A 20583-nucleotide genomic window follows, 5' to 3' on the forward strand; every position below is an offset into this window, starting at 1 on the left:
GGCCTCGACGGCGCCCGCGGCGCTCCCGGTCCGCCGCGCGGGCCGAGCCCGCCGCCGAAAGCGGGCTCGATCGCCTGCGTCAGGCCTCGCGCCTGGGCTTGGCGCGGGCCGAGCGGTTGGCGGCGCGGGACTATCGGCTCTCGGCCGGCGCCCATATCCCTTGCGTCTTGGAGACGGCGCTCGACAGCACCACGCCCGGCTATGTCACCTGCCTGGCGCCGAGCGATGTCTATTCCGACACGGGCGCCTTGGTCGTCTTGGATAAGGGCACCCGGGTGCTGGGCGAATACCGCACCGACCTGCGCCCCGGACAGGGGCGGCTGTTTATCCTGTGGTCGCGGGCTGTGACGCCGGGCGGGGTCGCCATTCAGCTGGCCTCTCCAGCCAGCGACGCCTTGGGCCGGGCCGGGGTGAGCGGCGATCTCGACAGCCACTTCTGGGACCGGTTTGGCGGGGCGGTGATGATGTCCCTGGTCGACGACGCCGGCGCCCAGATCCAAACTGAACTTGGCGCACAACAAGGCTTGCGCCTGCCCGCCCCAGCCAGCGCACTTGCCTTGCAGTCGGGGCTTACGGTCGCGCCGACCCTGCGCAAGGACGCCGGCGCCCTGGTCTCGATCTTTGTGGCGCAAGATCTCGATTTCAGTGGGGTCTATGGCCTGGCCCCGCGCGCGCCATGACGGCGGATCATGCGATCTTGGCGCACTATTTGGCGCCCCTCGAACCGCTTCTCGCCCAGCCAGGCCTGACCGAGCTGGTCATCAATCGCCCCGGTGAAATCGGCCTGGAGTGCGAGGGCCAATGGCGGTGGACAGAGGCGCCGGAGCTCACTGAGACCTGGTTGATGACCCTGGCCCAGGCGGCGGCGGCCTATACGTCGCAGGACATCGGCGCCGCCCATCCCATCTGCTCGACCCTGCTGCCCAATGGCGCGCGCTGCCAGATCGTCTTGCCGCCCGTCACCCCGGTCGCGACCTTCTGCCTGCGCAAGGCCTCGCGGTTGGACCTAAGTCTCGAGGCCCTAGCGCGCCAAGGGGTCTTTGCGCAGGCCGCACGTGAGGATCAGGTCCGGGCGCGCGAGACCGCCGAGCTTTGCGCCGCCCATCGCGCCCGCGATTGGCCGAGCTTCTTTCGCGCCGCGGTCGCAGGTCGGCGCAACATCCTGATCTCAGGGGCGACGGGGTCGGGCAAGACCACCCTGGCGAAAGCTCTGATCGCCGAAATCGGGCCGCAGGAGCGCCTGATCACCATTGAGGATGTGGAGGAACTTGCCCCGCCTCAGCGCAATGTGGTGCGCCTGATCTACGCCAAGGATCGGCAAGGCCCCGCCGCCCTGGGTCCCAAGGCGCTGCTGGAAAGCGCGCTGCGCATGCGCCCGGACCGGATCTTGCTGCATGAGCTGCGCGACGCCGCGGCGTTTTTCTATCTGCGCAACGTCAATTCCGGCCATCCTGGATCCATCACCACCGTCCATGCCGACAGCGCCGAGCTGGCCTTTGAGCAGCTCACCTTGCTGGTCAAGGAAAGCGAAGGCGGCCGCGACCTCTCCCGCGGCGACATCCATGCCCTGCTGCGCCGGCTGATCGATATTGTCGTCCAGATGCGCCGCCGCGACGGCGCCTACCGGGTCAGCGAGGTCTGGTATGAGCCCGCCCGATCTGGCGCCTTGGATTAGGCGCCTGGGCCTTGGCCTGCTGGCCGGCCTGGCCCTGGTCTTGATCCTCACCCTGGCCGGCGTGATCGCGCTTCTGGGCCTTCACCGGTTCTCCGCCGACCTCGAGCCTGCGCGCGCGGCGCAATGGCTTTGGTATTTCAGGGCCGATCCGCTGGTGCGCCGCTGGTCCCTCACGGGGCTCTTCAGCGCCGGCCTCCTGGTCGGCCTGGCCGCGATCGCCCTCCTGCGCCCGCGCCCGCCGGCCCTGCATGGCCAGGCGCGTTTGGCCCGCTCAGGCGATCTGGCGGCCAGCGGCCTTCGCGCCCGCTCAGGTGTGATCCTGGGGCGTTTCGGCGGTCAGCGCATAGTGCTGGGCGGCTCGGAACATGTGCTCGTCTATGCCCCCACCCGATCGGGCAAGGGCGCCGGCATCGTCATTCCCAACCTGCTCACCTGGCCGCAGGCCGTGGTGGTGTTGGACGTCAAGCAAGAGAACTGGGCGGCGACCGCGGGCTATAGGGCGAGCTTGGGCCAGAAGGTCCTCCTGTTTGATCCGCTCGCCCGAGATGGTCGCACGGCGCGGTTCAATCCGCTGGGCCATATCGGCCGTGAGGATCCGATGGGCCTCATCGATGAGCTTCAGAAGATCGCCGAGATGCTGTTTCCCTTGCCGGAGAACGCCGATCCGTTCTGGGCGGAGGCCGCCCGCACCGGGTTTGTCGGGGTGGGCGGACTGATTGCGGAGACGCCAGAGAAGCCTTTCAGCCTGGGCGCCATCTACGAGACCCTCACCCTGGGCGACCCGCGCGTGGAGCTACCGAAGATCCTCGAGCAGCGCGAGGCGGCCCACCAGCCTCTGTCCCCCGTTTTCGCCCGGGCCATCGCCGACTTCTGCTCGGCCTCCGACAAGACCTTCGCCTCGATCAAGCAGACCATCACCGCGCGGATGCACCTCTTCCTCAATCCCAGGGTCTGCGCCGCCACCGAGGCCAGCGACTTTGACCTGCGCGGCCTCGCCGACCAATCGATCGCGATCTATCTGGGAGTGTCGCCGGACAATCTAGGCCGGGTGGCGCCGCTCTATAATCTGATGTTTCAGCTCCTGGTGGACCTCAACACCCGGACCCCGCCCAGCGGGCCGCAGCGCGACCGCCAGGTCCTGGTCCTGCTCGATGAGTTCGCAAGGCTGGGTCACGCCGGCGTCCTGGCGCGAAGCTTTTCCTATGTCGCCGGCTACGGCCTTCGCCTGGTCGCCATTCTGCAAAGCCCCGCCCAGCTGCGCGCCGCCTATGGCGCAGAGCTCGCCGAGGAGATCACCACCAATTGCGGGGCGGAGGTCGCCTTTGGCGTCAAAACCCTCAATGTCGCCCGCGATCTCTCTGAGCGGATCGGCGCCTACACCTATGAGGCGTTCAGCTTCAGCGGGCCTAGCGGCCTCAGCTCAGGCCGGCGCACTCAGTCGCGCTCGGGCCAAAGGCGCGCCCTCCTCCTGCCGCAGGAGATCCTGCAATTGCCGGCTCATGCCCTGATCCTGCTGCGCGCGGGCTTGCCGCCGGTGCTGGGTCAAAGGATCAGCTATTGGCGGGAGCGCGACTTCAAGGCCCGCCTCTTACCCCCGCCGTTGCTGCCGGCCCGGCCAGAGGTCCTGCACCCCAAGGTCCGCCCCGCCGCGTGGCCGGACCCGGCCGTCCGCGACGCCCATCCAAGGCGCCAAACCCCAAGCGGCGCGGCGGACAGCGAGGCGGAGATCTTCGCCGACCAGCAGCTGGAGGCGATGAGACGGCGTCACCCAAGACCGGATCGCGGCCGCCCCGCCCGGACGGAGGATTAGCGGTCGCGTTCCCGCTCCGCCGTCCTTTGGCGCGCCTGCCAGGCGCCTTCAAGCTCACGCGCCAGACTTTGCCGCAGACTTTCGGGGGCGCGCAGGCCGGCGACGAAGCGCGCCAGGGTCTCGCCAAGACGCCGGTTCTCCAAGGATCCGTCCGCCTGCAGCTCGCGCGCCCAATCGCCATAGGCCTTGGCGACCCGCGCTTGACGCGATCTCATCTGCGCTTCCCAAGGTCGAGGCTCAGGGTCGGCGCGCGCCAGCAAGCGCGCCGCATCGCGATGGGCTTGTCGCCAAATCCTGGGCTCCACGGGGCCACCCTCCAGCCAGGCTTGGCGGAGCTTGAAGAGATAATAGGGTTCGCTGCGGCGACCCGCGCCGCGCACCCAGCGTGGCGTCGCCTCGGCGGCTAGGCCCTGGCGTTGCAGGGCTTCCGCGAAACCCGCCCGCCAGCGTGAAAGATCCTGGGGCGTGGGGTGAAACCGTGCGCCGCCATGACCTTGGCTGCGAATGCTGACATGGACGTGCGGTAAGGCGGTGTCGTCATGGCGGACGAACACATAGTCAAACCGACCTCCGAGTTCGTTCTGCAGCAGGTCCCGCACGGCCCACTCCAGGCGCTCGGGCTGCGGCATGGCCACAAAGGACAGGGTCAGAGCATGGGCCAGAGGGCTATTGGCGCGAGACTGGCTGTCAAAGCGCGCGGCCGCCACCCAATCTTCGCGCAAGGCCTTGAGATCCGCCGGTCCGCGCAGCCTGCAGCCGTCCTGGTCTTCCAGGTCTAAGGCGCCCCTGCGCGCGATATAGTTGAGGTGCGCGCCCAAGGCCTGGGCCGTGCGGGGCCGACCGCCGAACCGCGCAAAGACTTCCGGGGTTCGCGCCGCGATCGATCCCAGCCGCGCCGGATCTGTCCGCAAAGGATCAAGGGCTGCGCCGGGGCCGAAGCGTCGCCACATGGGCGTGGCCGGCGCCTCTTCAAAGCCCCGCGGGGTCGTAAAGCCCGCCACTAGCGCAGATTCCAATAGGCGAGATCGGTCGCCACCGCCGACTGCAGGCGATCAAGGCCCAAGCGCACCTCGCCGCGCCACCTCTCCAACCTCTCGCAGGCGGCAGGATCGGCTTCGGCCGGCCAAGTGCGCAAGACCTGGTCGATCCGCACCACCAGTCGGCGCAGATCGGCTTGGGCGGCGAGGATCGCCAGCTCATCGTCGCGCCGCACCTGGGGGCGCCTCAGCAATCGCCAACAGACCAGGGCGGCGATCCACCGCGGTCGACTTAAGCCCCTGAGGGACGCCTCGGCGTCCAGACGCGCCACGACGGAGGTCCGCAGAGCGACACGGACAATGACCTGCCGGGGCGCTCGTCGGGGTCGCGGCCGACCCGTAACCGGGGAAGATGGAGGAGGCTCGCCCATGTCGTCGCGCTTTCTAGGGCGGCAGGATCGCGCGTCTTGCCGCCAGGCGCGATGGGTAAGGTTGCGCCCTTGACTTGCGGCCCAAGGCCACAGCGCCCTGCGCTCCATCTTCGCGATCCGATGCGTCGTTACGGATCCAGCGGGCCGACCGTTGTCAGCCGCAGCGATCCCCCCCTTGATGACCAGGGGCCCTGCCCGACCTAGGCCGGCGTGCTGAACTGACGAGCCGGGTTCGGCCAAGCCAATAGGTCTGGGACCGCGAGGTTGAACGGGTGGCGTGATCTCCACGGGGCGTCAGCGCGATACGCAAGGGTTGGTGGAAGCCGGGCCATCGGTCGACACCCGTCGTAGGGTCAATACCCTCCGAGCCTTGGACGTGTTGACGGGCGGGCGCCTGCCCGGGCGAACCCCGGCGCTGGCCTAGACGGGATCGGGGGCCAAGGCGCGAGCGGCTAGACGGCCTGCACGTTACCCAAGAGCTCCAACAGGGCGCTGTTCATATAATAGCTCTCGCGGCCGATCTTATGCTTTCGCATGAGGCCGATACGCGTGAGCTCATCAAGGTATCTTGTCGCCGTGATCCGGCTCACCCCGAGATCGCGTTCGACGAACGCGATCTTGCTATAGGGATGACTGAACATGTTGTTGAGGAGGTCCTGGCTGTAAATTCGCGGCAGCTGGCGTCTTAACCGGACCTTGTGCTCAAGCATCAGCTCCCGGATGCGATGGACAAGCCGAGTTGTCTGACGGGCCATCTGCTCCACGCCGTCCAGCATGAAGAGCAGCCAGGCTTCCCACGCGTTGTCCGTTCGAACGGCCTGCAGGAGTCGGTCGTAATCAGCCTTGTTCTGGTTGATGTAGCGCGAAAGATAGAGGACCGGCGTGACCAGCAAGTTCTCCTTTACGAGATAAAGGATGTTGAGGATCCGGCCCGTCCGTCCATTGCCATCGTAGAACGGATGGATGGATTCGAACTGGTGGTGGATCACAGCCATCTTCACGAGAGGGTCGAGATCGAGCGGGTCCTCGCCATTGATGAAGGCTTCGAGATTCGCCATCAATGGAACGATCTCGTCATAGCTTTGGGGTGGGGTGAAGACGACCTCGCCCGTCTTGTCGTTCCTTAGCGCCGTGCCTGGAAGACGGCGGAAGCCCGCCTGATTGCGCTCTAACGTCGCCTGTATGGCGAGGATGTCGTTATTCGTGATCAATCCGGTCGCCCGCACGATCTGGAAGCCCTCACGCAAGGCCCTGGCGTAGTCGTAGACCTCCTTGGCCGCGACGCTGGCGAACCGATCCGCCACATCGTCACTGCGGTAGAGGTCGTCATGGGTCGTAATGATGTTCTCGATCGCCGAGCTATCCTTCGCCTCCTGCAAGGAGAGCGTATTGATGAGGATGGCTTCGTTCGGAACGAGCCCCGCCACGCCTTTGAGCTCCGCTAGGGCGCGATGGGCGGAGGCCAGTTTCTTAAGAACCGGCTTGGTCTCCAGGTCTATCGACAAGGGCAAGCGCGGTGGGGTTTGGCTGGCGGCAAGGACCACAGGGCGCCTATATGTATAGATTATATCGCATTCCTATACACATCGTCCGAACATGCATAGGCTTTGCGTAAGTGCTCTATAGACATGTGGTTCCTCGCCCGTCCCACAAGGCGCCGACCGCACAGACCTCGACCGTCATGGCCACACCCTGAGGCGGGCTGTCCCACTCCCCGTGAAATCCATGCGCCGGCCTTGCAGGTGGCGCGTCCGGCAAGGGCGGGCCGCCCAAGCCCCAATCGGACGCCTCAGCGTCCAGGCGCGCCATCACGGAGGTCCGCAGGGCGACACGGACAATGATCTGCCGGGGCGCTCGCCAATCTATGTCGAGGTGGGCGACCAGGACATGCTCTACCTGACACAGGGGGCGGAGTTTCTTCACCGCATTCTGTTCGACGCCGGCGTCGGCCATGAGTATCGGCTCGTCCACGGCGCCGACCATGTGGGACCTTCGCTCGCGCCCCGGATTCTTGACGCCCTGGCTTTCATAGGCCGCCAGATCGAACCGCCCGAGTGGATCGACGCGACGGTGTTGAAGGCGAGAGCTGGGTTTGCGGGTATGAAGCAGGCCGCAGGCCTCCCGAACGAGCTTATCGATCCCCGCCGAATTCACGGGCAGTACTGAAATCCGCCAGACGAATTCAGGTACGACGCCACGCGGTCGGTCAGAGGCATTTGCGCCTGCTCGCCCCGCCAGGTCCCATCATATTGAAGGTGAGGCCCGTCGCGATCCGTCTCGATCGTGGCGACGCGCCGGTCTCCCGCATAGATTGGGAGCATCACGCGGATCTCGTTGGCGACTTGTCGATCGCCGCCTCGGCCATATCGCCGACCTGCATGCCTGCCGCCTTGGCCGCAGCCAGGGCTTTCCCCAATTGGGCGGTTGGCTTTCCGGCCTCCAAATCGACGATGAACCTTTCACCGACGCCGATCGCCAGCGCCAGATCGCGTTGGGTCAGACCCAGCCCCTTACGGGCTCGGGTCAGGGCGGTTCCGAAGTCCGCAGCGGTGGCGAGGAGCGTGATCATCTTACCGGTCGGTAAGATATCCTCATCCCCAACATCGAAACCAATCAAAACTTCCCGAGCGGGAAGCTGCCAGGGGGGCGCCAACTCATCTCCGCGGCGCACCTGGGGACGCCGGTGCAATCGCCAACAAACACGCGCTAGGATCCATCGCGGTCTACTTAAGCCTCGGAGTGAACCTCTGAGGCTCTCCGACACATTGCTGAGATTGGATTGAGAAAATAATGCTCTGTTTTTATTACATATTTTAGATCTCAACGCACCGCTGCCAGACTTTTCCCTCGTTTCACAAATTCCCATATGTTACAAATTCTTGTACTTTAATTATATTCAACGATGGTTTATAACGTCGCTCTATGGAACCGAAAGGCCATCGTCAACGCGCCCTTGAGGTCGCCCAAGTCCGCGGGATCGCCCGTGGATCGGACTTCGACGCGGCCGGCGTGCCGCGCATGACCCTGAAGCGCCTAACCGAAGAGGGCGTATTCCTCAGGATCGGGCGCGGACTCTACCGTCTCGCCGGCTCACCGTCGGATGTCGCGGCGAGCCTGGCGGAGGCCGTGCGCGTCCAGCCCCGCGGCGTGATCGGTCTCCTCTCCGCCCTGCAGTTCCATGATCTCACCACCCAGACGCCCCACGCGGTCTGGATGCTGCTCGCCCCCAAGGACTGGGCGCCCACCCGCCCGCCGGTGAAGATCCGGGTGATCCGCGCCAGTGGCCGCGCGCTCAGCGAAGGCGTCGAGCATCACGTGATCGACCAAGTCCTGGTGCCGATCACCTCGCCGGCGAAGACGGTCGTCGACAGCTTCAAGTACCGCAACAAGATCGGCCTCGATGTCGCCGTAGAGGCGCTGCGCGATCTCATGCGACGGGCTGGCAAGCCGCCCATCGACGAGATCTGGCGCTTCGCTGAGATTGATCGCGTCCAGACGGTGATGCGCCCCTATCTCGAGGCGCTGACGTGACCGGCAAGCCCAAGAACATGGCCGTCTCGGCCCGCGCCCGTCTCACCGACCGCGCGCGGGAGCGCAACGAGAACGCCCAGCTCCTAATGACCCGTTTTGTCCTCGAGCGGCTCTTGTGGCGCCTCAGCATCTCGGACTACCGCCAAGTCTTTGTCCTGAAAGGCGCCATGCTCTTCAGCCTCTGGACGCCTACGCCCTACCGCGCCACCGGGGATCTGGACCTCCTGGGCCTCGGAAACAATGACCCCGACCAAGTGGCCAGCCTATTTAGGGAGATCATGGTCATCGCGGCCGATGACGGCATCGTCTTCAAGCCCGACACCCTTGTCGCGACGAGCGCCCGCGCGGAGGACGAATACAGCGGGGTTCGCCTCGACTTCGTGGCCGAGCTGGCCGGCGCGCGACTGCCGATCCACGTCGACATCGGCTTCGGCGACGCCGTCACCCCCGGCGCCCAGGACATCCAGTATCCGTCCCTGCTCGACCTACCAGCGCCCAACCTCCGCGCCTACCCGCCAGAGACCGTGGTGGCCGAGAAGTTCCAGGCGATGACCGCACTCGGCATGATCAACACGCGGATGAAGGACTTCTTCGATCTCTGGGCCATCGCCAATACCTTCGCCTTCCAAGGCCCCGTGCTCGCCAAGGCCATCGCCAATACCTTCGCCCGCCGAAAGACGGCGCTGCCGACCGCGCCGCCTCTGGCCCTGACAGCGGCCTTCGCCAGCGCCAGGCAGACGCAATGGATCGCATTCCTGAGACGCACAGAGATCTCGATCGCACCGGAGCCGTTCCCCGAAATCCAGGCCAAGATCGCCACCCTGGTCATGCCGCCGACGCTCAGCGTGTCAAAGGGCGAGCCCTTCGCGGCCCGCTGGCAGGCCGGCGGCGCGTGGACAGACTAAGCGCCCGGCCACATGGCCAGTTGCGATGTGTCTCGCCGCCCAAATGCGATCGAGCCGAAATCCTCACGCAAAGAAGCGCAGCGATTAATTGCAGCGCGAAAATTGGGCCATGTGAACGGCGGGGGTGGTTCATGGGCCGTCGAAAATTCCCGGCCGGCCCGCCGGCCGCTCATTTGCTGCGGCCGAAAATTAGCAATGAAACGCTCCGCTAAGATTGCGCTGCGCTTCCTTAGCGGACTTCAAGACCGCTTATTAAACGAAGCTGGAAATTAGCGGCGACCTTTTGCGTTGGCGTTCTGCTGCCCTTCGTGGCCCGTCACGGCGGCTCCGAAGTCCGCGACGGTGGCGAGGCGCGCGATCATCTTACCGACCGGTAAGAGGTCTTCATCCGAGCATCGAAACAAACCAAAACGTCCCGAGCGGGAAGCCTCTAGGGGGCGCCAACTCATCTCCGCGGCGCACCTGGGGACGCCTGTGCAATCGCCAATAGACATCCGCCGGGCCGGCAAGCCGCCCATCGACGAGATCTGGCGCTTTGCTGAGATTGATCGCGTCCAGACGGTGATGCGCCCCTATCTCGAGGCGCTGACATGACCGGCAAACCCAAGACCATGGACGTCTCGGCCCGCACCCGTCTCTCCGACTGCGCGCGGGAGCGCAACGAGAACGCCCAGCTCCCAATGACCCATTTTGTCCGCGAACGGCTCTTGTGGCGCCTCAGCATCTCGGACTAGCCGATCGCGACGCACTGCAGGCGCATCAGGTCAGCACGCCCCAACGAGACCCCGCTTTTCGGCGAGCCATAGCAAGAAGCCTGGGGCGCCTTGAGCCGTCGTTGTTGTGGGCGGCAAGCGGCGTCCGCGCGGATCCCCCGCGCTGCGCAGCGCGGTCTCGCGACCTCCGACCCGCTTGTGCGTTTTGCTCAGCAAATAATTTCAGATCCGAGCCAGGGTCGATTGGGCCATTTGTCGTCTTACCTCCTGACCCACGCGGGCCATCCAAGATCGGCCATGGAGGCCGACGCCGCGCCGGGTCCGAGGGGGAACACCTTGGACGCCATTCCATTCCGCCGCCGGCTCTGCGCCGGCCTTGCCCTGCCCGCCCTCGCCTGGGCTCTGGTTGTGTCCCCTGCGGCTGCGGCCTCGCCGCCAGCCGCAGGGGTCTATGACATCCCCGCAGGGCCGCTTGATGCGGCCCTGACCGCCTTCGCCGCCCAAAGCCATTTGCAGCTCCTCTATGCGCCCGAATTAGTGGCGGGGCGACGCAGCCCTGGCCTTCACGGCGCGGTCCCGGCCGATCTGGCGCTGGCTCAAGTGCTGGGGGGTGCGCCGATCACCTCGTCGCGCCGCCAGCCCGGGGTGCTGGTCTTGAAGTCGAGCGCCGCCTCAGACGGGAGAGCGTCCTTTCCGGACGCCGCCGCGCCGATGAGCGAGCCGACCACCTTGGAGGCCCTGGTGGTCACCGGCTCCCATATTCGCGGCGCCGCCAACCCGACCTCGCCCATCGTGGATCTCGATCGCGACCAGATGGACCGCGCCGGCCACGCCACCTTGGCCGAGGCTTTGTCGGCGCTGCCGCAAAACTTCTCCGGGTCTGGAACCCCGTCCACGTCCCTGCTCAGCGCCGATCCGCGCAGCACCAATGACACCTTGGCCACGGGCGTGAACCTGCGCGGGCTGGGGACCTCCGCCACCCTCGTCTTGATCAATGGACGGCGGATGGCCGGCGCCGGGCTGCAGGGCGACTTCGCCGACATCTCGGCCATTCCGACGGCGGCCATCAAGCGGGTCGACGTCCTGCTCGACGGCGCCTCGGCGGTCTATGGCTCTGACGCGGTCGGGGGCGTGGTCAATGTCATCCTGCGCCGCGACTTCGACGGCGCCGAAAGCCGCATCCGCCTGGGCGGCGCGACCCAGGGCGGTGCGGCTCAGACCCAAATCGCTCAGACCTTCGGCAAGGTCTGGTCCAGCGGCGACCTGCTCGTCGCCTATGAATACGAGCATCGCGATCATTTGGCCGGATCGGCCCGGGCCTATACGGCGACCTCTGATCTGCGCCCCTATGGCGGCAGCGACCACCGGCTGTTCTACAGCCACCCAGCGACCCTGCTGCGCTATGACGCGCAAAGCGGGGCCTATGTCGCCGCCTATGCGGTCCCGGCGGGGCAGGACGGGACGAAACTGAGGCCGACCGACTTCTTGGCCGGCCAGGCTAATTTCAGCGACCCCCGCGCCGGCGGCGACCTCCTGCCCGCCCAAGACCGCAACAGCCTTTATATGGGCTACCATCAGGACCTGACGGCGCGCCTGACGCTTGGGCTGGAGGGACGCTACAGCCAGCGCGAAATCGACCTGCACCGCCCCGCCCTTTTGGCGGTGTTCAACATCACTCGCGCCAACCCCTGGTTTGTCTCGCCGGACGGGTCGAGTTCGCAAACGATCGGCTACGCCTTCGGCGATGAGCTCGGGGCGCCTGAGACGACGGGCTCGTCAAAGAGCCTGGGCCTGGCCGCCAATCTCGACGCCGATCTGGGCGCGGGCTGGCGCGGTTCGATCTCGGCCGCCTTGGCGCAGGAGACGGGCCGACGCACGGTGCGCCACTATCTCAATACGGGCTTTTTGAATGAAGCCCTGGGCGCCAAGGCCGATGACCCGCTGACCGCCTTCTCCGCGGCGCGGGACGGCTATTTCAACCCCTATGGCGCTGGAACCACCACCAATTCGCGGGCCGTCCTCGACTTTATCGGCTCGGGCTATCTGCACACAGTGAGCGCCAGCAAGGTGACCAGCCTGGACGCCCAGGCCGATGGCCCGCTCTTTCGCCTGCCGGGCGGCGAGGTCAAACTGGCGCTGGGCGTACAAAGCCGCCATGAGGCCTTTAAGCCTCAGAGCGAGAGCCTGACGTCGCGCTCGACGCCTTCGTTCAGCGGCGGGGTGAGCTATCGGCGCAGCATCGACGCCGCCTTCGCCGAGCTGCGCATCCCCCTGATCGGTCCTGACAATGCTCTGGCCGGCGTCCAGGCGCTGGAGCTGACCCTGGCGGGCCGGATCGAGCGCTATGACGATGTGGGACGCACCAGCAATCCCAAGCTTGGCCTGGCCTGGACGCCGATGGACGGCGTTAGGGTTCGGGCGAGCTATGGAACCTCGTTCCGCGCGCCAAATCTGCCGGAAGTGTTTGCGACGCCTTTGATCGCGCCCTCATTTCTGACCCGAAACGGCGCCAATGTGCTTACGCTCATCCGCTATGGCGGCAATCTCGATCTGAAGCCCGAGCGCGCCACCTCCTGGACGGCGGGCGTCGATCTCGCACCGCCTGCGCTTCCCGGCCTAAAGGTCAGCCTCAGCGCCTTCGATGTGGTCTTTCAAGATCAGATCGGCCAGCCGGTGCTGGCTGACGTCGACCATGCCCTCACCGACCCGGCCTATGGGCCCTTTGTGCGGTTCATCGACCATGCCAACCCGACCGATGTCGCCGACCTCAATGCGCTGATCGCCGCCTCCACGTCCTCCGACACCGGCCTCTTTCCGGCCTCGGCCTATGGGGCGATCGTCGACGCTCGCTATGTGAACACGGCGAAGGTTGAGGTGCGCGGCCTCGATCTTTCGGCGGCCTACGGCTGGCAGCGCGCCGCCGACCGGTTTGAGCTCGCAGGCGACCTCTCCTATCTCGCCGACTACCGCCGCAAGGTGACCCCGAGCTCGCCGGCGGTGCAATTGATCAATCTCGCCGGCCAGCCCTTGCGGCTGAGGGCGCATGGCGCGCTCAGCTGGAGCCGCGGAGCCTATGGGGCCACCCTTGGCCTCAGCTTCGCCAATCCTTATCGATCACCGGCCGGCGCTCGTATCTCGGCCTCGACCACTGCGGACCTGCAACTGCGCTGGACGCCGACGGAAGACTCTGGGGCGCTGGCGGGACTCAGCTTGGCTTTGACCGCCCAGAACCTGTTCGACGCGGATCCGCCCTTCTACGATTCCGCGCTCGGGGTGGGTTACGACCCTGCCAATGGCGATCCGCTCGGCCGCCAGGTCTCCTTGCAGCTCACCAAACGCTGGTGATGGCGCGCGGGGGCTTAAGCCCCCGCGCCTTCCTCATACCAATGGACGTTCGCCATGCGCCGCCTCCTGGGCTTAGCGCTCGCAAGCCTGATCGCCTGCGCCGCCCATGCCCGCCCCCTCGACCTGGACGACCTGTTGCAGACAGAGAGCTTGGGCGCCGTCGGCTTGACGCCCCACGGCCTGATCATCGAGCGGCGACGGGCCTATGCTCAGGCCCCGGCCTTCGACACGGAGGCCGAGCTTACGATCGGGCGCACCGATCTGCTGATCCTCGACGGATCAGACGCCCGGCCTCTGCTGCCGCGCCTGACCGACGGCGGGTACATGGCCGGTCCCCTCTCGCCCGATGGCGCGCGGCTCCTGGTCTATCGGTTACGGGGGAGCGCCTGGGATGCGGGCGTGGTGACGCTCGCGACCGGCGCGGTCGTCTGGCTCGACCTGACCCCTGAGCTTGCGCCCCTGGGCCGTGCGGCCCAGTGGCGCTCCAACCGCGAGCTGTTGATGTTGGTCCGCGCGCCCGGCGATCTTCCCCTCGCCTTGCGCCGCGGACGGCAAGGCCCGGCCCGGATCGCCAAGGCGTGGCAGACCATGGCCAAGGGCGAGGAGCCTTCCGCGAGCGTGCTGGGGTCGGGACGCTTCCTGCCGGAACCGGCGCCCCGCGGCGCCGTGGTCCGGGTCCAGGTCGACAGCGGCGTGGTCCAGACCTTGGCCCGCGGCGATGTGGAAGATCTGGAAATCTCCCCAGATGGGCGACGCGCCGCGCTCGTCCTTTTGGGTGAGGCGCTGCAACCGCCGCCAGACCGGCTGATCAGGGTGGCTGAGCCGACTCGGCGGCGCAGCCTGGCCCTGATCGATCTGACGAGCGGCGCCATGACGCGGCCGTGTCCGAGCTGCGAGCTCGCCCCATTGCTGCTGAGCTGGTCGCCGCATAGCGACGCCCTGCTGGTCTTCGGCCGGCAGGAAGGCGTCGACTGGGCGCAGGGCGGATTTTGGAAGGTGGGGCTCAGCCGCTCTGAACGGCTGGCGCCCGGGATGTCGCCAAAGCTCGCCTTCACCTCCGAAGGCCTGCCGATCGTCCGCGCCGCCTGGCTGGGCGACGCCCCCGTGATCTTAGCTGGGCCCTCGGGCGGGCGCAGTGATCTTTACCGGCTGGACGGCGAAGGCCCGCTCAACCTCACGGCCCTCCTCCCGACGCCGCCTGCCGCGATCGACGCCCAGGACGCCGAGGGTTTGGTGCTGGCGGCTGGCGGGGCTGTCTGGCGGGTTGACGCTCGGGGCGTGACCACAGCGCTCAGCGCGGGCGGCGGCGAGGCCGCGGCGCCTGCGCCTGGTCTGGGCGACGGCTACCGCCTGCAGATCAATCCGCCCCGGCCCCAGGGCTTGGTCTGGATTCGCAGGGGCGCTTGGCTGGAGGCCTATGACCGTGGGGGTCGGCGCACTCGACTGATGACGCCGCCGAAGATCCAGATGCTGGCCTCCGACGGGCGCCAGATGGTCGTGGCGGACCGCGACGCCCACGGCGTGGAGCGTCTTCTAAGGCTTGCGCCGCGGTCACCGCCCAGTCCCGTGCTGACTTTGAACCCCGCCCTCGCCGCCCTTGACCCACCCGACATCTTGGCGGTCCATCACCGCGGCCCTGACGGCGAGCGGCTCACCAGTTGGCTTTTTCTGCCGAAGGACCGTCCCCCTGGCGCCAAGCTTACCCTGATCGTCACGCCCTATCCGGGCGCGGTCTTTCCAAGCCCGCCCCCGGTCTTCGGCGCAGATGCGGCCAGCTTGCAGACCAATCCTTATGGGCTCGCCGCGCATGGCGAGGCCGTCTTGGTTCCGAGCTTGCCGCGGGATCGGGCGCGCGGCGAGCCTGGCGCGGGCCTCGCCGACCAGATCCTGACCGCCGTTGATGCGGCGATCTTGACCGGCCAGGTCGACCCCGACCGCGTCGCCCTGTTCGGCCATAGCTTCGGAGGCTATGCGGCCTTGATGAGCGCCGCCCAGAGCCCGCGCTTCAAATCGGTGATCGCCAAGGCGGCGGTCACCGATATTGCGGCGCTCCGCGGGGACTTGATCCCGCATGACGCGGCGGTTCCGCAGGATGGCTATGAGCTGAATTTTGGATCCGGCTGGAGCGAGCTTGGCCAGGGCCATTTGGGAACCGATCCCACCACCGACCCGGAGCGCTATCGACGCAATAGCCCGATCAGCCATATCGGCCAGATCCGGGCGCCCGTTCTCCTGATCGCCGGCGATCAGGACGAAGTCTCTGTCGGCCAAAGCCAAGCGATGTTCGCCGCGCTCTATCGGCAAGGTCGCGACGCGTGCCTGGTGACCTATTGGGGAGAGCGACATCTGATCGCGAGCCCTGGCGATCTGCGCGACCTCTATGCTCGCGTCTTCATCTGGTTGGATCGCACCTTGCCCAAGACGACCCCCAAGCCGCCCACAGCGGATGAGCAAGTCCGTCCTCGCTCAGAATGGTCCCTGCCTGCCTTGCCAGCTCCCCCTATATAGGTGTCCCCTGACCCTATGCCCGCCGCGATCGCCAAGACCCATCCAACGGATCTCCATGTGGGCGTTCGGTTGAGACTGCGCCGGAAGGAGCTTGGGATGACCCAAGCTGGCTTGGCGCAAGCCCTCGGCGTGACCTTCCAGCAGATTCAGAAATATGAGCGGGGGGCCAACCGGGTGAGCGCCTCCAAGCTCTTCGAAGCCGCCCAGGTGCTGGGCGTGCCCATCGGCTATTTCTTTGACGGCCTGCCCCAGCCGACACGCGAGAATAAAGGCGCCCCCTCAGACGCCTTGCTGGACTTCGCAAAGCTAAGCGACGGGCCCAAGATCATCTCGATCTTCAGCCAATTGGACGCCAATCTCAGACGAAAGCTCACGGATGTGGCCCGCGCCTTGGTCGAGCCGGAGGCGCCCTAGATTGATCGCGGCGCCTGATCGCCGATGCCGGGCCGATATTTCCGCCCTCTTCGCCGTCCCTGAGGTTCGGCAGTTGACGGCTTAGACGCGCGCAGAAAACCGGTCATAGGCGTCGACCCTGCGCATGGCGAGATCGACCTCTCGGCCATAGATCTCGCGCTGGAGAAAGGCCAATTCCTCGGATTTGGTCGCCTCTGGCGCGTCGAAGTACCAAGCCCTGGGCCCGTAGGCGGCTTCACCGTTCCAGCGGTAGCCGCGCGCCTTGAGCCGATCCTTCATTTCGAAGGGAGAATTCTCCGCCCAGATCCGCCACGTGATCTGTCGGGCCGCGGCCAACAGTTGTGCAAGCCCCGTCGTCTTGGAGATCGGCAAGTGGCGGCTCAGGACCGCCAAACCGGCGAGGGCGTCATCGACGGCGCGGTGCGGGTCGTAGAAGAGACCAAGGCTCGCCGCCAGATGCACCAGCTTTTGGCCGGCGACACCCTCGGCCGCCCAATCGACCTGGGTCATGGAGCAGGCCCAAGCCTTGGTGGTGAAGATGGAGCAGAAGCGCTCCAGGAAACGTCGGTCAAAGCTGGCGTTATGGGCGATGACCAGGGCGGCGGAGCTTGCGAAGGCGGTCACCTCGTCAAGATCGATGGAGCGACCGGCGACCAGAGCATCATCTATGCCGGTCAGGGCGGTGATTTCGGCGGAAATCGGCCCGGCGGGCTGACGCAAGCCTTGGAAGGGCTCGCCCACCGCCACCACCTCTCCGGCCAGACTATAGGCGAAGGGGACCATGGCGAGCTCGAGGATTTCGTCGCGGTCGGGATCGAGGCCCGTGGTCTCGACATCCACATAGAGCCCGCGGCGACAGCCTGGCGCCAGGGGTTCAAGGCTGGAGATCGGCGTCGTAATCCGCCGCAGAACCCGATAGGCCCCACTCTCCTCGAGCCTGGTCGCCATGGCTTCCAGCTGAACCTTGTCCATGCCCGCCCCCGAACGCGCGGACAAGTCCCCGCGCGTCCTTCCTCTTCCGACGTGGCGGCCGCCCGTCAACTGTTCTGCGGCGGCGGCCCAGGTTTGCGCCCTGCCAGGAGTCGCTCTTCCCAAGCCCTGACCCAAGCTTCCAGGCAGGCGAGGTCCATCAGCTCGCCGCATCGGCCCCACCAGATCAGCGCCTCTTCGGACATCGCCGCATCCAAGGCGTCACGATCGACCAGACCCTGGGCCGCTAGGCGGCCCTCTAACAGCATGGGCCGCAAGACCGGCAAGCTCGCGCAGACCAGGCGACTATAATAGGCGCTGAGATGGCCCTTGGAGCGCCGGGTGATGATCGCAGCCGGCAGGCGCTCACAGAACGCCGTCCTGGCGAAGGCTCGATCGCGCCGTCCGCCGCCAGTGAGCACGTCAGCCGGACAGGCCAGCCCGTACTCGACCACGGGCTGGGACAAGAGGGGATGGATCAGGGCCGCTTGACGGCCGCGGGCTGAGGGGGCTGAGAACAGCTGGCCATGCACGAGGCCGGCGATTTGGCGCCGCTTGGCGGGCCCTACGCCGTCTAGATCGTCCAGCCAAGGATGCAGGCTCTGGCTTGCGGCCAGGTCGCGAGCCTTCTGGGTCAGCCAGGCCGGCGGCGGCACGGGCGGCGGCGGCGGACGCCCCAAAAGGGCGAGGATCGCGCTTCGCCAAACCGACCAGACCGACCCGCCAAGCCAGCGCGCCAGATTGACGGCGACCGGCGAGACCAAGGCCGCGGGACCGATCCGTCGCAGATGGTCGGCGAAGATCAAGGGCGTCGCCATCTGGAAGAAGACGGTGTCGCCGCCTTGGCCGGTGATGAGGGCCCGCGCGCCCAGCGCCCCGGCGCGGGCGGCCAGATCCTCGTCGTGCAGGACATCTAGGCCATTCAGGCCGGGGCGCACGCCCGCTGACAGGCCTTGCAGCTGCTCCAGGGTCAAAGCCGTGTCAGGATGGAGGACCTCGGTGAGCTCCACCCCCAGATGGGCCGCCGCCAATCGCGCATAGGGCCGCTCATCGCCTTGCGGATCGCGCACATGGTAGTTGAGCCAAGCCGCCACCGGGGCGCCCTCGGCGCGCAGCAGCGCCTGACCCACGATCGCAGAATCGAGACCTCCGGAAAGCTCGGCCAGGATTGGGCCAGATTGGCGGGCGAAGGCGGCCACGCTGGCCTCGACGATGGCGCGAAGCCGCCCAGCTGAAGGCTTGACCCGCCCTTCAGCCAGACGAACGATCGCACCGGGGCTCCACAGGGCCTTCCGCCCTGGCCCGTCAGGCGCGTCGTAGAGGAGTTCGCCCGGGGTCACCGCCTCAAGCCCCGTGAGGGCAAGTTCGCCCGCGAAGGCGGTGGAATTGGCCGTCCAAGCCGCGATCCGTCTCCAGTCGAGGTCGAGCGTGGGCGGCAGCAGCTTGCCGAACGCGGCCGGCGCATCGCTCGCCAGGAACCTCGCCTGCCCCCTGCGCCACGATAGGGCGTCGAGCGCCCCGCTCGGGTCGCGAAACACCGCCCCGCCTTCAGGCGCGATCAGGCCCACCACGTAGCGCCCGAACGCCTCGGCGATCAGACGCCGGCAAAAGCGCTCTGCAGGCTCGCCCGGCTGACGGTGAGGCGGACCAAACGCCGATCCCAGCGGGGACTGGGCGAACAAATCCCCCACCACAACGCCGCCCTCGAGCGGCCAAACCGCCAGGTGCGCCGGGCCCCGGGTCGCGACCCAGACGCAGGGGCCGCGCAGGCGCCAAGTCCAACCCGGCGCCGCGGCGATGGCGGCCTCAAGATCCTGGACAAGAGGCAGGTCGGCGTCCGTGTCGGTCAAGACGACGAGATAGTCGCTCATCAGGTCAAACCGCCAGGATGGGGGTGTAGGCCGCCACCCGCTCGGCGGCGTCGTCCAAGACCACATCGCCGATCTGCAGCCAGCAGTGGGCCTCAAAGGGCCAGGTCTGGACGCCAAACACCCACCATGCCGCTTCGCCGCGACGCCGCAGCGCGTCTCGCAGCAGGAAGGAGCGATAAAGACAGAGCCCTTGGAAGGGGATCCAGGGCCTCAAGACCTGAAAGGCGTTCGCCAAGGCCTGCGCGCGCGCCGAGGGTGTGGCGGCGGGCTCGCGCCCGTCGTCTTGCGCCGCCGCGAGAATGGCGGCGAAGGAGCGCCCGCGATATCGATGGGCCATGGCCGCCCAGGCCCGGGCCAGAGCGGCAAGGTCGGGGGGTTGAGGGGGACTGCGGGGCACGGCGGTCAGATCCCGACGAGGCAGAGACGGGAGGACGAGCTTTTTCAGCGAAGGCGGCGGCGCATCGCTGAGCGCGCCAGCATCGATGAGGATCGCCGCCAGATCGGGATCGCTCCCGCAGACCTCTGCGGCCTCCGTCACCCTCCCCAGGGCTGCGCCCGCGCCCGACAGACAGGCGTATGTCCCCTGAACGAGGTCGAGCAGCACCAGATCGTCCTGCCGAATGGCGAGGCGGGTCTGCTCGGTGAGATACCAAGCCATGCCAAGATCCCTCGAAAGGCTGGCGCCGACCCTGGGGTCGACGCCAGCCCGGTCTCAGCCGATGGCTTGCTGAGCCGGCCCGGAGAGCTCCTTCGGACCGCCCACGTCGCCCTTGGTGAGCCGCTTGGCGTCGCCCAGGCGGATCAGCCGATAGTTCGAGGACTTACGCATTATGGCCTCCTTCGATGCCAGTCGTCGCAGTTGCGCGACACCATCAGGACGGCCTCTTAAGTTGCTATATTCAAACCATATTTGTCATATTTTGCGGGGCGGCTCGGCGCGCTCGCGCCCCGCTCGCACCAGAGCTGTCAAATCCTTGGCGCTCTCGCATCGACGCTGATGATAGGCCCTGCAGGCCGCCACGAGGCGATCCATCGCCCCGCTCATCCAAAGCCGGCGCAAGGTGTTTAACTCGGCCTCAGCTGGTCCCCAAAGCCAGCGTTCCGCGCGCCGGGCCGGGGCTAACTGGCGAACGACCCGCAGATGCGCATCCGCCAAGGTGGCGTCACCGGCCGCGGCGACCAGTTCGGCGAATAGGGTCTCGGTCGGGTCGCAAGCCCCTCCCCGCGCGGGTCAAGCCGAGGGGCCGTGGGTGCGGCAAGCGCGGCCAACACATAGAGCTGATGGAGACGATAGCGTTCGATGAGGCGCTCGGCGTCCAAGGGCGCGGCGAAATAGCCTTGGCCCCTGCGCTCCGCCACCAGGCCCTCCCACGCCGGTGCGCGAGAGCCTCGCGCACCGGCGTGGGGCTCACGCCGGGATCCGCGCCGAAAGGC

Annotated in this window: 17 protein-coding genes; 10 read left to right on the forward strand and 7 right to left on the reverse strand. The window is 66.9% G+C overall.

What is annotated here, in order from left to right:
• The 3 genes from MQH10_RS24560 to MQH10_RS24570 form a co-directional block, all read left to right on the forward strand.
• On the forward strand, window positions 1-680 hold a 680-nt coding region (locus tag MQH10_RS24560; RefSeq protein ID WP_272887136.1), incomplete at its 5' end, for a TrbI/VirB10 family protein.
• A 17-nt stretch (window positions 681-697) separates the two neighbouring features.
• Window positions 698-1675, forward strand: coding sequence for a P-type DNA transfer ATPase VirB11 (gene virB11, locus MQH10_RS24565; RefSeq protein WP_242566607.1), 978 nt, complete (start codon window positions 698-700; stop codon window positions 1673-1675).
• A complete protein-coding gene (locus tag MQH10_RS24570) occupies window positions 1644-3485 on the forward strand; it encodes a type IV secretory system conjugative DNA transfer family protein (protein ID WP_242566608.1) in 1842 nt (613 codons plus the stop codon). Before virB11 ends, MQH10_RS24570 begins: the two co-directional genes overlap by 32 nt.
• Here the strand turns inward: MQH10_RS24570 and MQH10_RS24575 are convergent.
• From MQH10_RS24575 to MQH10_RS24585, 3 genes are all read right to left on the reverse strand, one after another.
• Window positions 3482-4207 (reverse strand): relaxase/mobilization nuclease domain-containing protein, encoded by a 726-nt coding sequence (locus MQH10_RS24575; RefSeq protein ID WP_242566609.1) that lies wholly within the window; start codon window positions 4205-4207, stop codon window positions 3482-3484. The two genes, MQH10_RS24570 and MQH10_RS24575, sit on opposite strands and share 4 nt — an antisense overlap.
• Window positions 4208-4485: 278 nt before the next feature.
• Window positions 4486-4698: a hypothetical protein gene (locus MQH10_RS24580; protein ID WP_242566610.1), complete on the reverse strand. Its 213-nt coding sequence runs from the start codon at window positions 4696-4698 to the stop codon at window positions 4486-4488.
• A gap of 647 nt (window positions 4699-5345) precedes the next feature.
• Window positions 5346-6437 carry a Fic family protein gene (locus MQH10_RS24585; protein WP_242566611.1) on the reverse strand — a complete coding sequence of 364 codons (1092 nt, stop codon included), beginning with the start codon at window positions 6435-6437 and terminating at the stop codon, window positions 5346-5348.
• A 343-nt stretch (window positions 6438-6780) separates the two neighbouring features.
• Here MQH10_RS24585 and MQH10_RS24590 point away from each other — a divergent pair, with 343 nt between their 5' ends.
• Complete coding sequence (locus MQH10_RS24590; protein ID WP_242566612.1) at window positions 6781-7059, forward strand: hypothetical protein; 279 nt, start codon at window positions 6781-6783, stop codon at window positions 7057-7059.
• A 154-nt stretch (window positions 7060-7213) separates the two neighbouring features.
• Here the strand turns inward: MQH10_RS24590 and MQH10_RS24595 are convergent, their stop codons facing one another.
• Window positions 7214-7462 (reverse strand): helix-turn-helix domain-containing protein, encoded by a 249-nt coding sequence (locus tag MQH10_RS24595; protein WP_242566613.1) that lies wholly within the window; start codon window positions 7460-7462, stop codon window positions 7214-7216.
• Between the two features lie 353 nt (window positions 7463-7815).
• Here MQH10_RS24595 and MQH10_RS24600 point away from each other — a divergent pair, with 353 nt between their 5' ends.
• From MQH10_RS24600 to MQH10_RS24625, 6 genes are all read left to right on the forward strand, one after another.
• Complete coding sequence (locus MQH10_RS24600) at window positions 7816-8424, forward strand: type IV toxin-antitoxin system AbiEi family antitoxin domain-containing protein (RefSeq protein ID WP_242566614.1); 609 nt, start codon at window positions 7816-7818, stop codon at window positions 8422-8424.
• The gene (locus tag MQH10_RS24605) at window positions 8421-9329 is read left to right on the forward strand and encodes a nucleotidyl transferase AbiEii/AbiGii toxin family protein (protein ID WP_242566615.1); all 909 of its coding nucleotides are present in this window, start codon (window positions 8421-8423) and stop codon (window positions 9327-9329) included. Before MQH10_RS24600 ends, MQH10_RS24605 begins: the two co-directional genes overlap by 4 nt.
• Window positions 9330-9919: 590 nt before the next feature.
• Window positions 9920-10063, forward strand: a complete 144-nt coding sequence (locus MQH10_RS24610; protein WP_242566616.1) for a hypothetical protein — start codon at window positions 9920-9922, stop codon at window positions 10061-10063.
• 315 nt (window positions 10064-10378) lie between these two features.
• Window positions 10379-13387 carry a TonB-dependent receptor gene (locus tag MQH10_RS24615; protein WP_242566617.1) on the forward strand — a complete coding sequence of 1003 codons (3009 nt, stop codon included), beginning with the start codon at window positions 10379-10381 and terminating at the stop codon, window positions 13385-13387.
• Between the two features lie 54 nt (window positions 13388-13441).
• The gene (locus tag MQH10_RS24620) at window positions 13442-15895 is read left to right on the forward strand and encodes a S9 family peptidase (RefSeq protein WP_242566618.1); all 2454 of its coding nucleotides are present in this window, start codon (window positions 13442-13444) and stop codon (window positions 15893-15895) included.
• A gap of 96 nt (window positions 15896-15991) precedes the next feature.
• Window positions 15992-16309: a helix-turn-helix domain-containing protein gene (locus MQH10_RS24625; RefSeq protein ID WP_242566619.1), complete on the forward strand. Its 318-nt coding sequence runs from the start codon at window positions 15992-15994 to the stop codon at window positions 16307-16309.
• Between the two features lie 81 nt (window positions 16310-16390).
• Here MQH10_RS24625 and MQH10_RS24630 read toward each other — a convergent pair whose 3' ends face one another.
• From MQH10_RS24630 to MQH10_RS24640, 3 genes are all read right to left on the reverse strand, one after another.
• Complete coding sequence (locus MQH10_RS24630) at window positions 16391-17281, reverse strand: 3'-5' exonuclease (protein WP_242566620.1); 891 nt, start codon at window positions 17279-17281, stop codon at window positions 16391-16393.
• Between the two features lie 65 nt (window positions 17282-17346).
• Window positions 17347-19149: an asparagine synthase-related protein gene (locus tag MQH10_RS24635; protein ID WP_242566621.1), complete on the reverse strand. Its 1803-nt coding sequence runs from the start codon at window positions 19147-19149 to the stop codon at window positions 17347-17349.
• A gap of 4 nt (window positions 19150-19153) precedes the next feature.
• Window positions 19154-19807, reverse strand: a complete 654-nt coding sequence (locus MQH10_RS24640) for a lasso peptide biosynthesis B2 protein (protein ID WP_242566622.1) — start codon at window positions 19805-19807, stop codon at window positions 19154-19156.
• Window positions 19808-20583 lie beyond the last annotated feature (776 nt).

Source organism: Phenylobacterium aquaticum (genome assembly GCF_022695515.1).
Classification (GTDB): Bacteria; Pseudomonadota; Alphaproteobacteria; order Caulobacterales; family Caulobacteraceae; genus Phenylobacterium; species Phenylobacterium aquaticum.

Excerpts from the sequence above, each read along its gene's own strand:
- MQH10_RS24570 (WP_242566608.1), top strand. The coding sequence starts at position 1,644 with ATGAGCCCGCCCGATCTGGCGCCTTGGATTAGGCGCCTGGGCCTTGGC.
- MQH10_RS24590 (WP_242566612.1), top strand. The coding sequence starts at position 6,781 with ATGCTCTACCTGACACAGGGGGCGGAGTTTCTTCACCGCATTCTGTTC.
- MQH10_RS24595 (WP_242566613.1), bottom strand. The coding sequence starts at position 7,462 with ATGATCACGCTCCTCGCCACCGCTGCGGACTTCGGAACCGCCCTGACC.
- MQH10_RS24600 (WP_242566614.1), top strand. The coding sequence starts at position 7,816 with ATGGAACCGAAAGGCCATCGTCAACGCGCCCTTGAGGTCGCCCAAGTC.
- MQH10_RS24610 (WP_242566616.1), top strand. The coding sequence starts at position 9,920 with ATGACCGGCAAACCCAAGACCATGGACGTCTCGGCCCGCACCCGTCTC.
- MQH10_RS24620 (WP_242566618.1), top strand. The coding sequence starts at position 13,442 with ATGCGCCGCCTCCTGGGCTTAGCGCTCGCAAGCCTGATCGCCTGCGCC.
- MQH10_RS24625 (WP_242566619.1), top strand. The coding sequence starts at position 15,992 with ATGACCCAAGCTGGCTTGGCGCAAGCCCTCGGCGTGACCTTCCAGCAG.
- MQH10_RS24630 (WP_242566620.1), bottom strand. The coding sequence starts at position 17,281 with ATGGACAAGGTTCAGCTGGAAGCCATGGCGACCAGGCTCGAGGAGAGT.
- MQH10_RS24635 (WP_242566621.1), bottom strand. The coding sequence starts at position 19,149 with ATGAGCGACTATCTCGTCGTCTTGACCGACACGGACGCCGACCTGCCT.
- MQH10_RS24640 (WP_242566622.1), bottom strand. The coding sequence starts at position 19,807 with ATGGCTTGGTATCTCACCGAGCAGACCCGCCTCGCCATTCGGCAGGAC.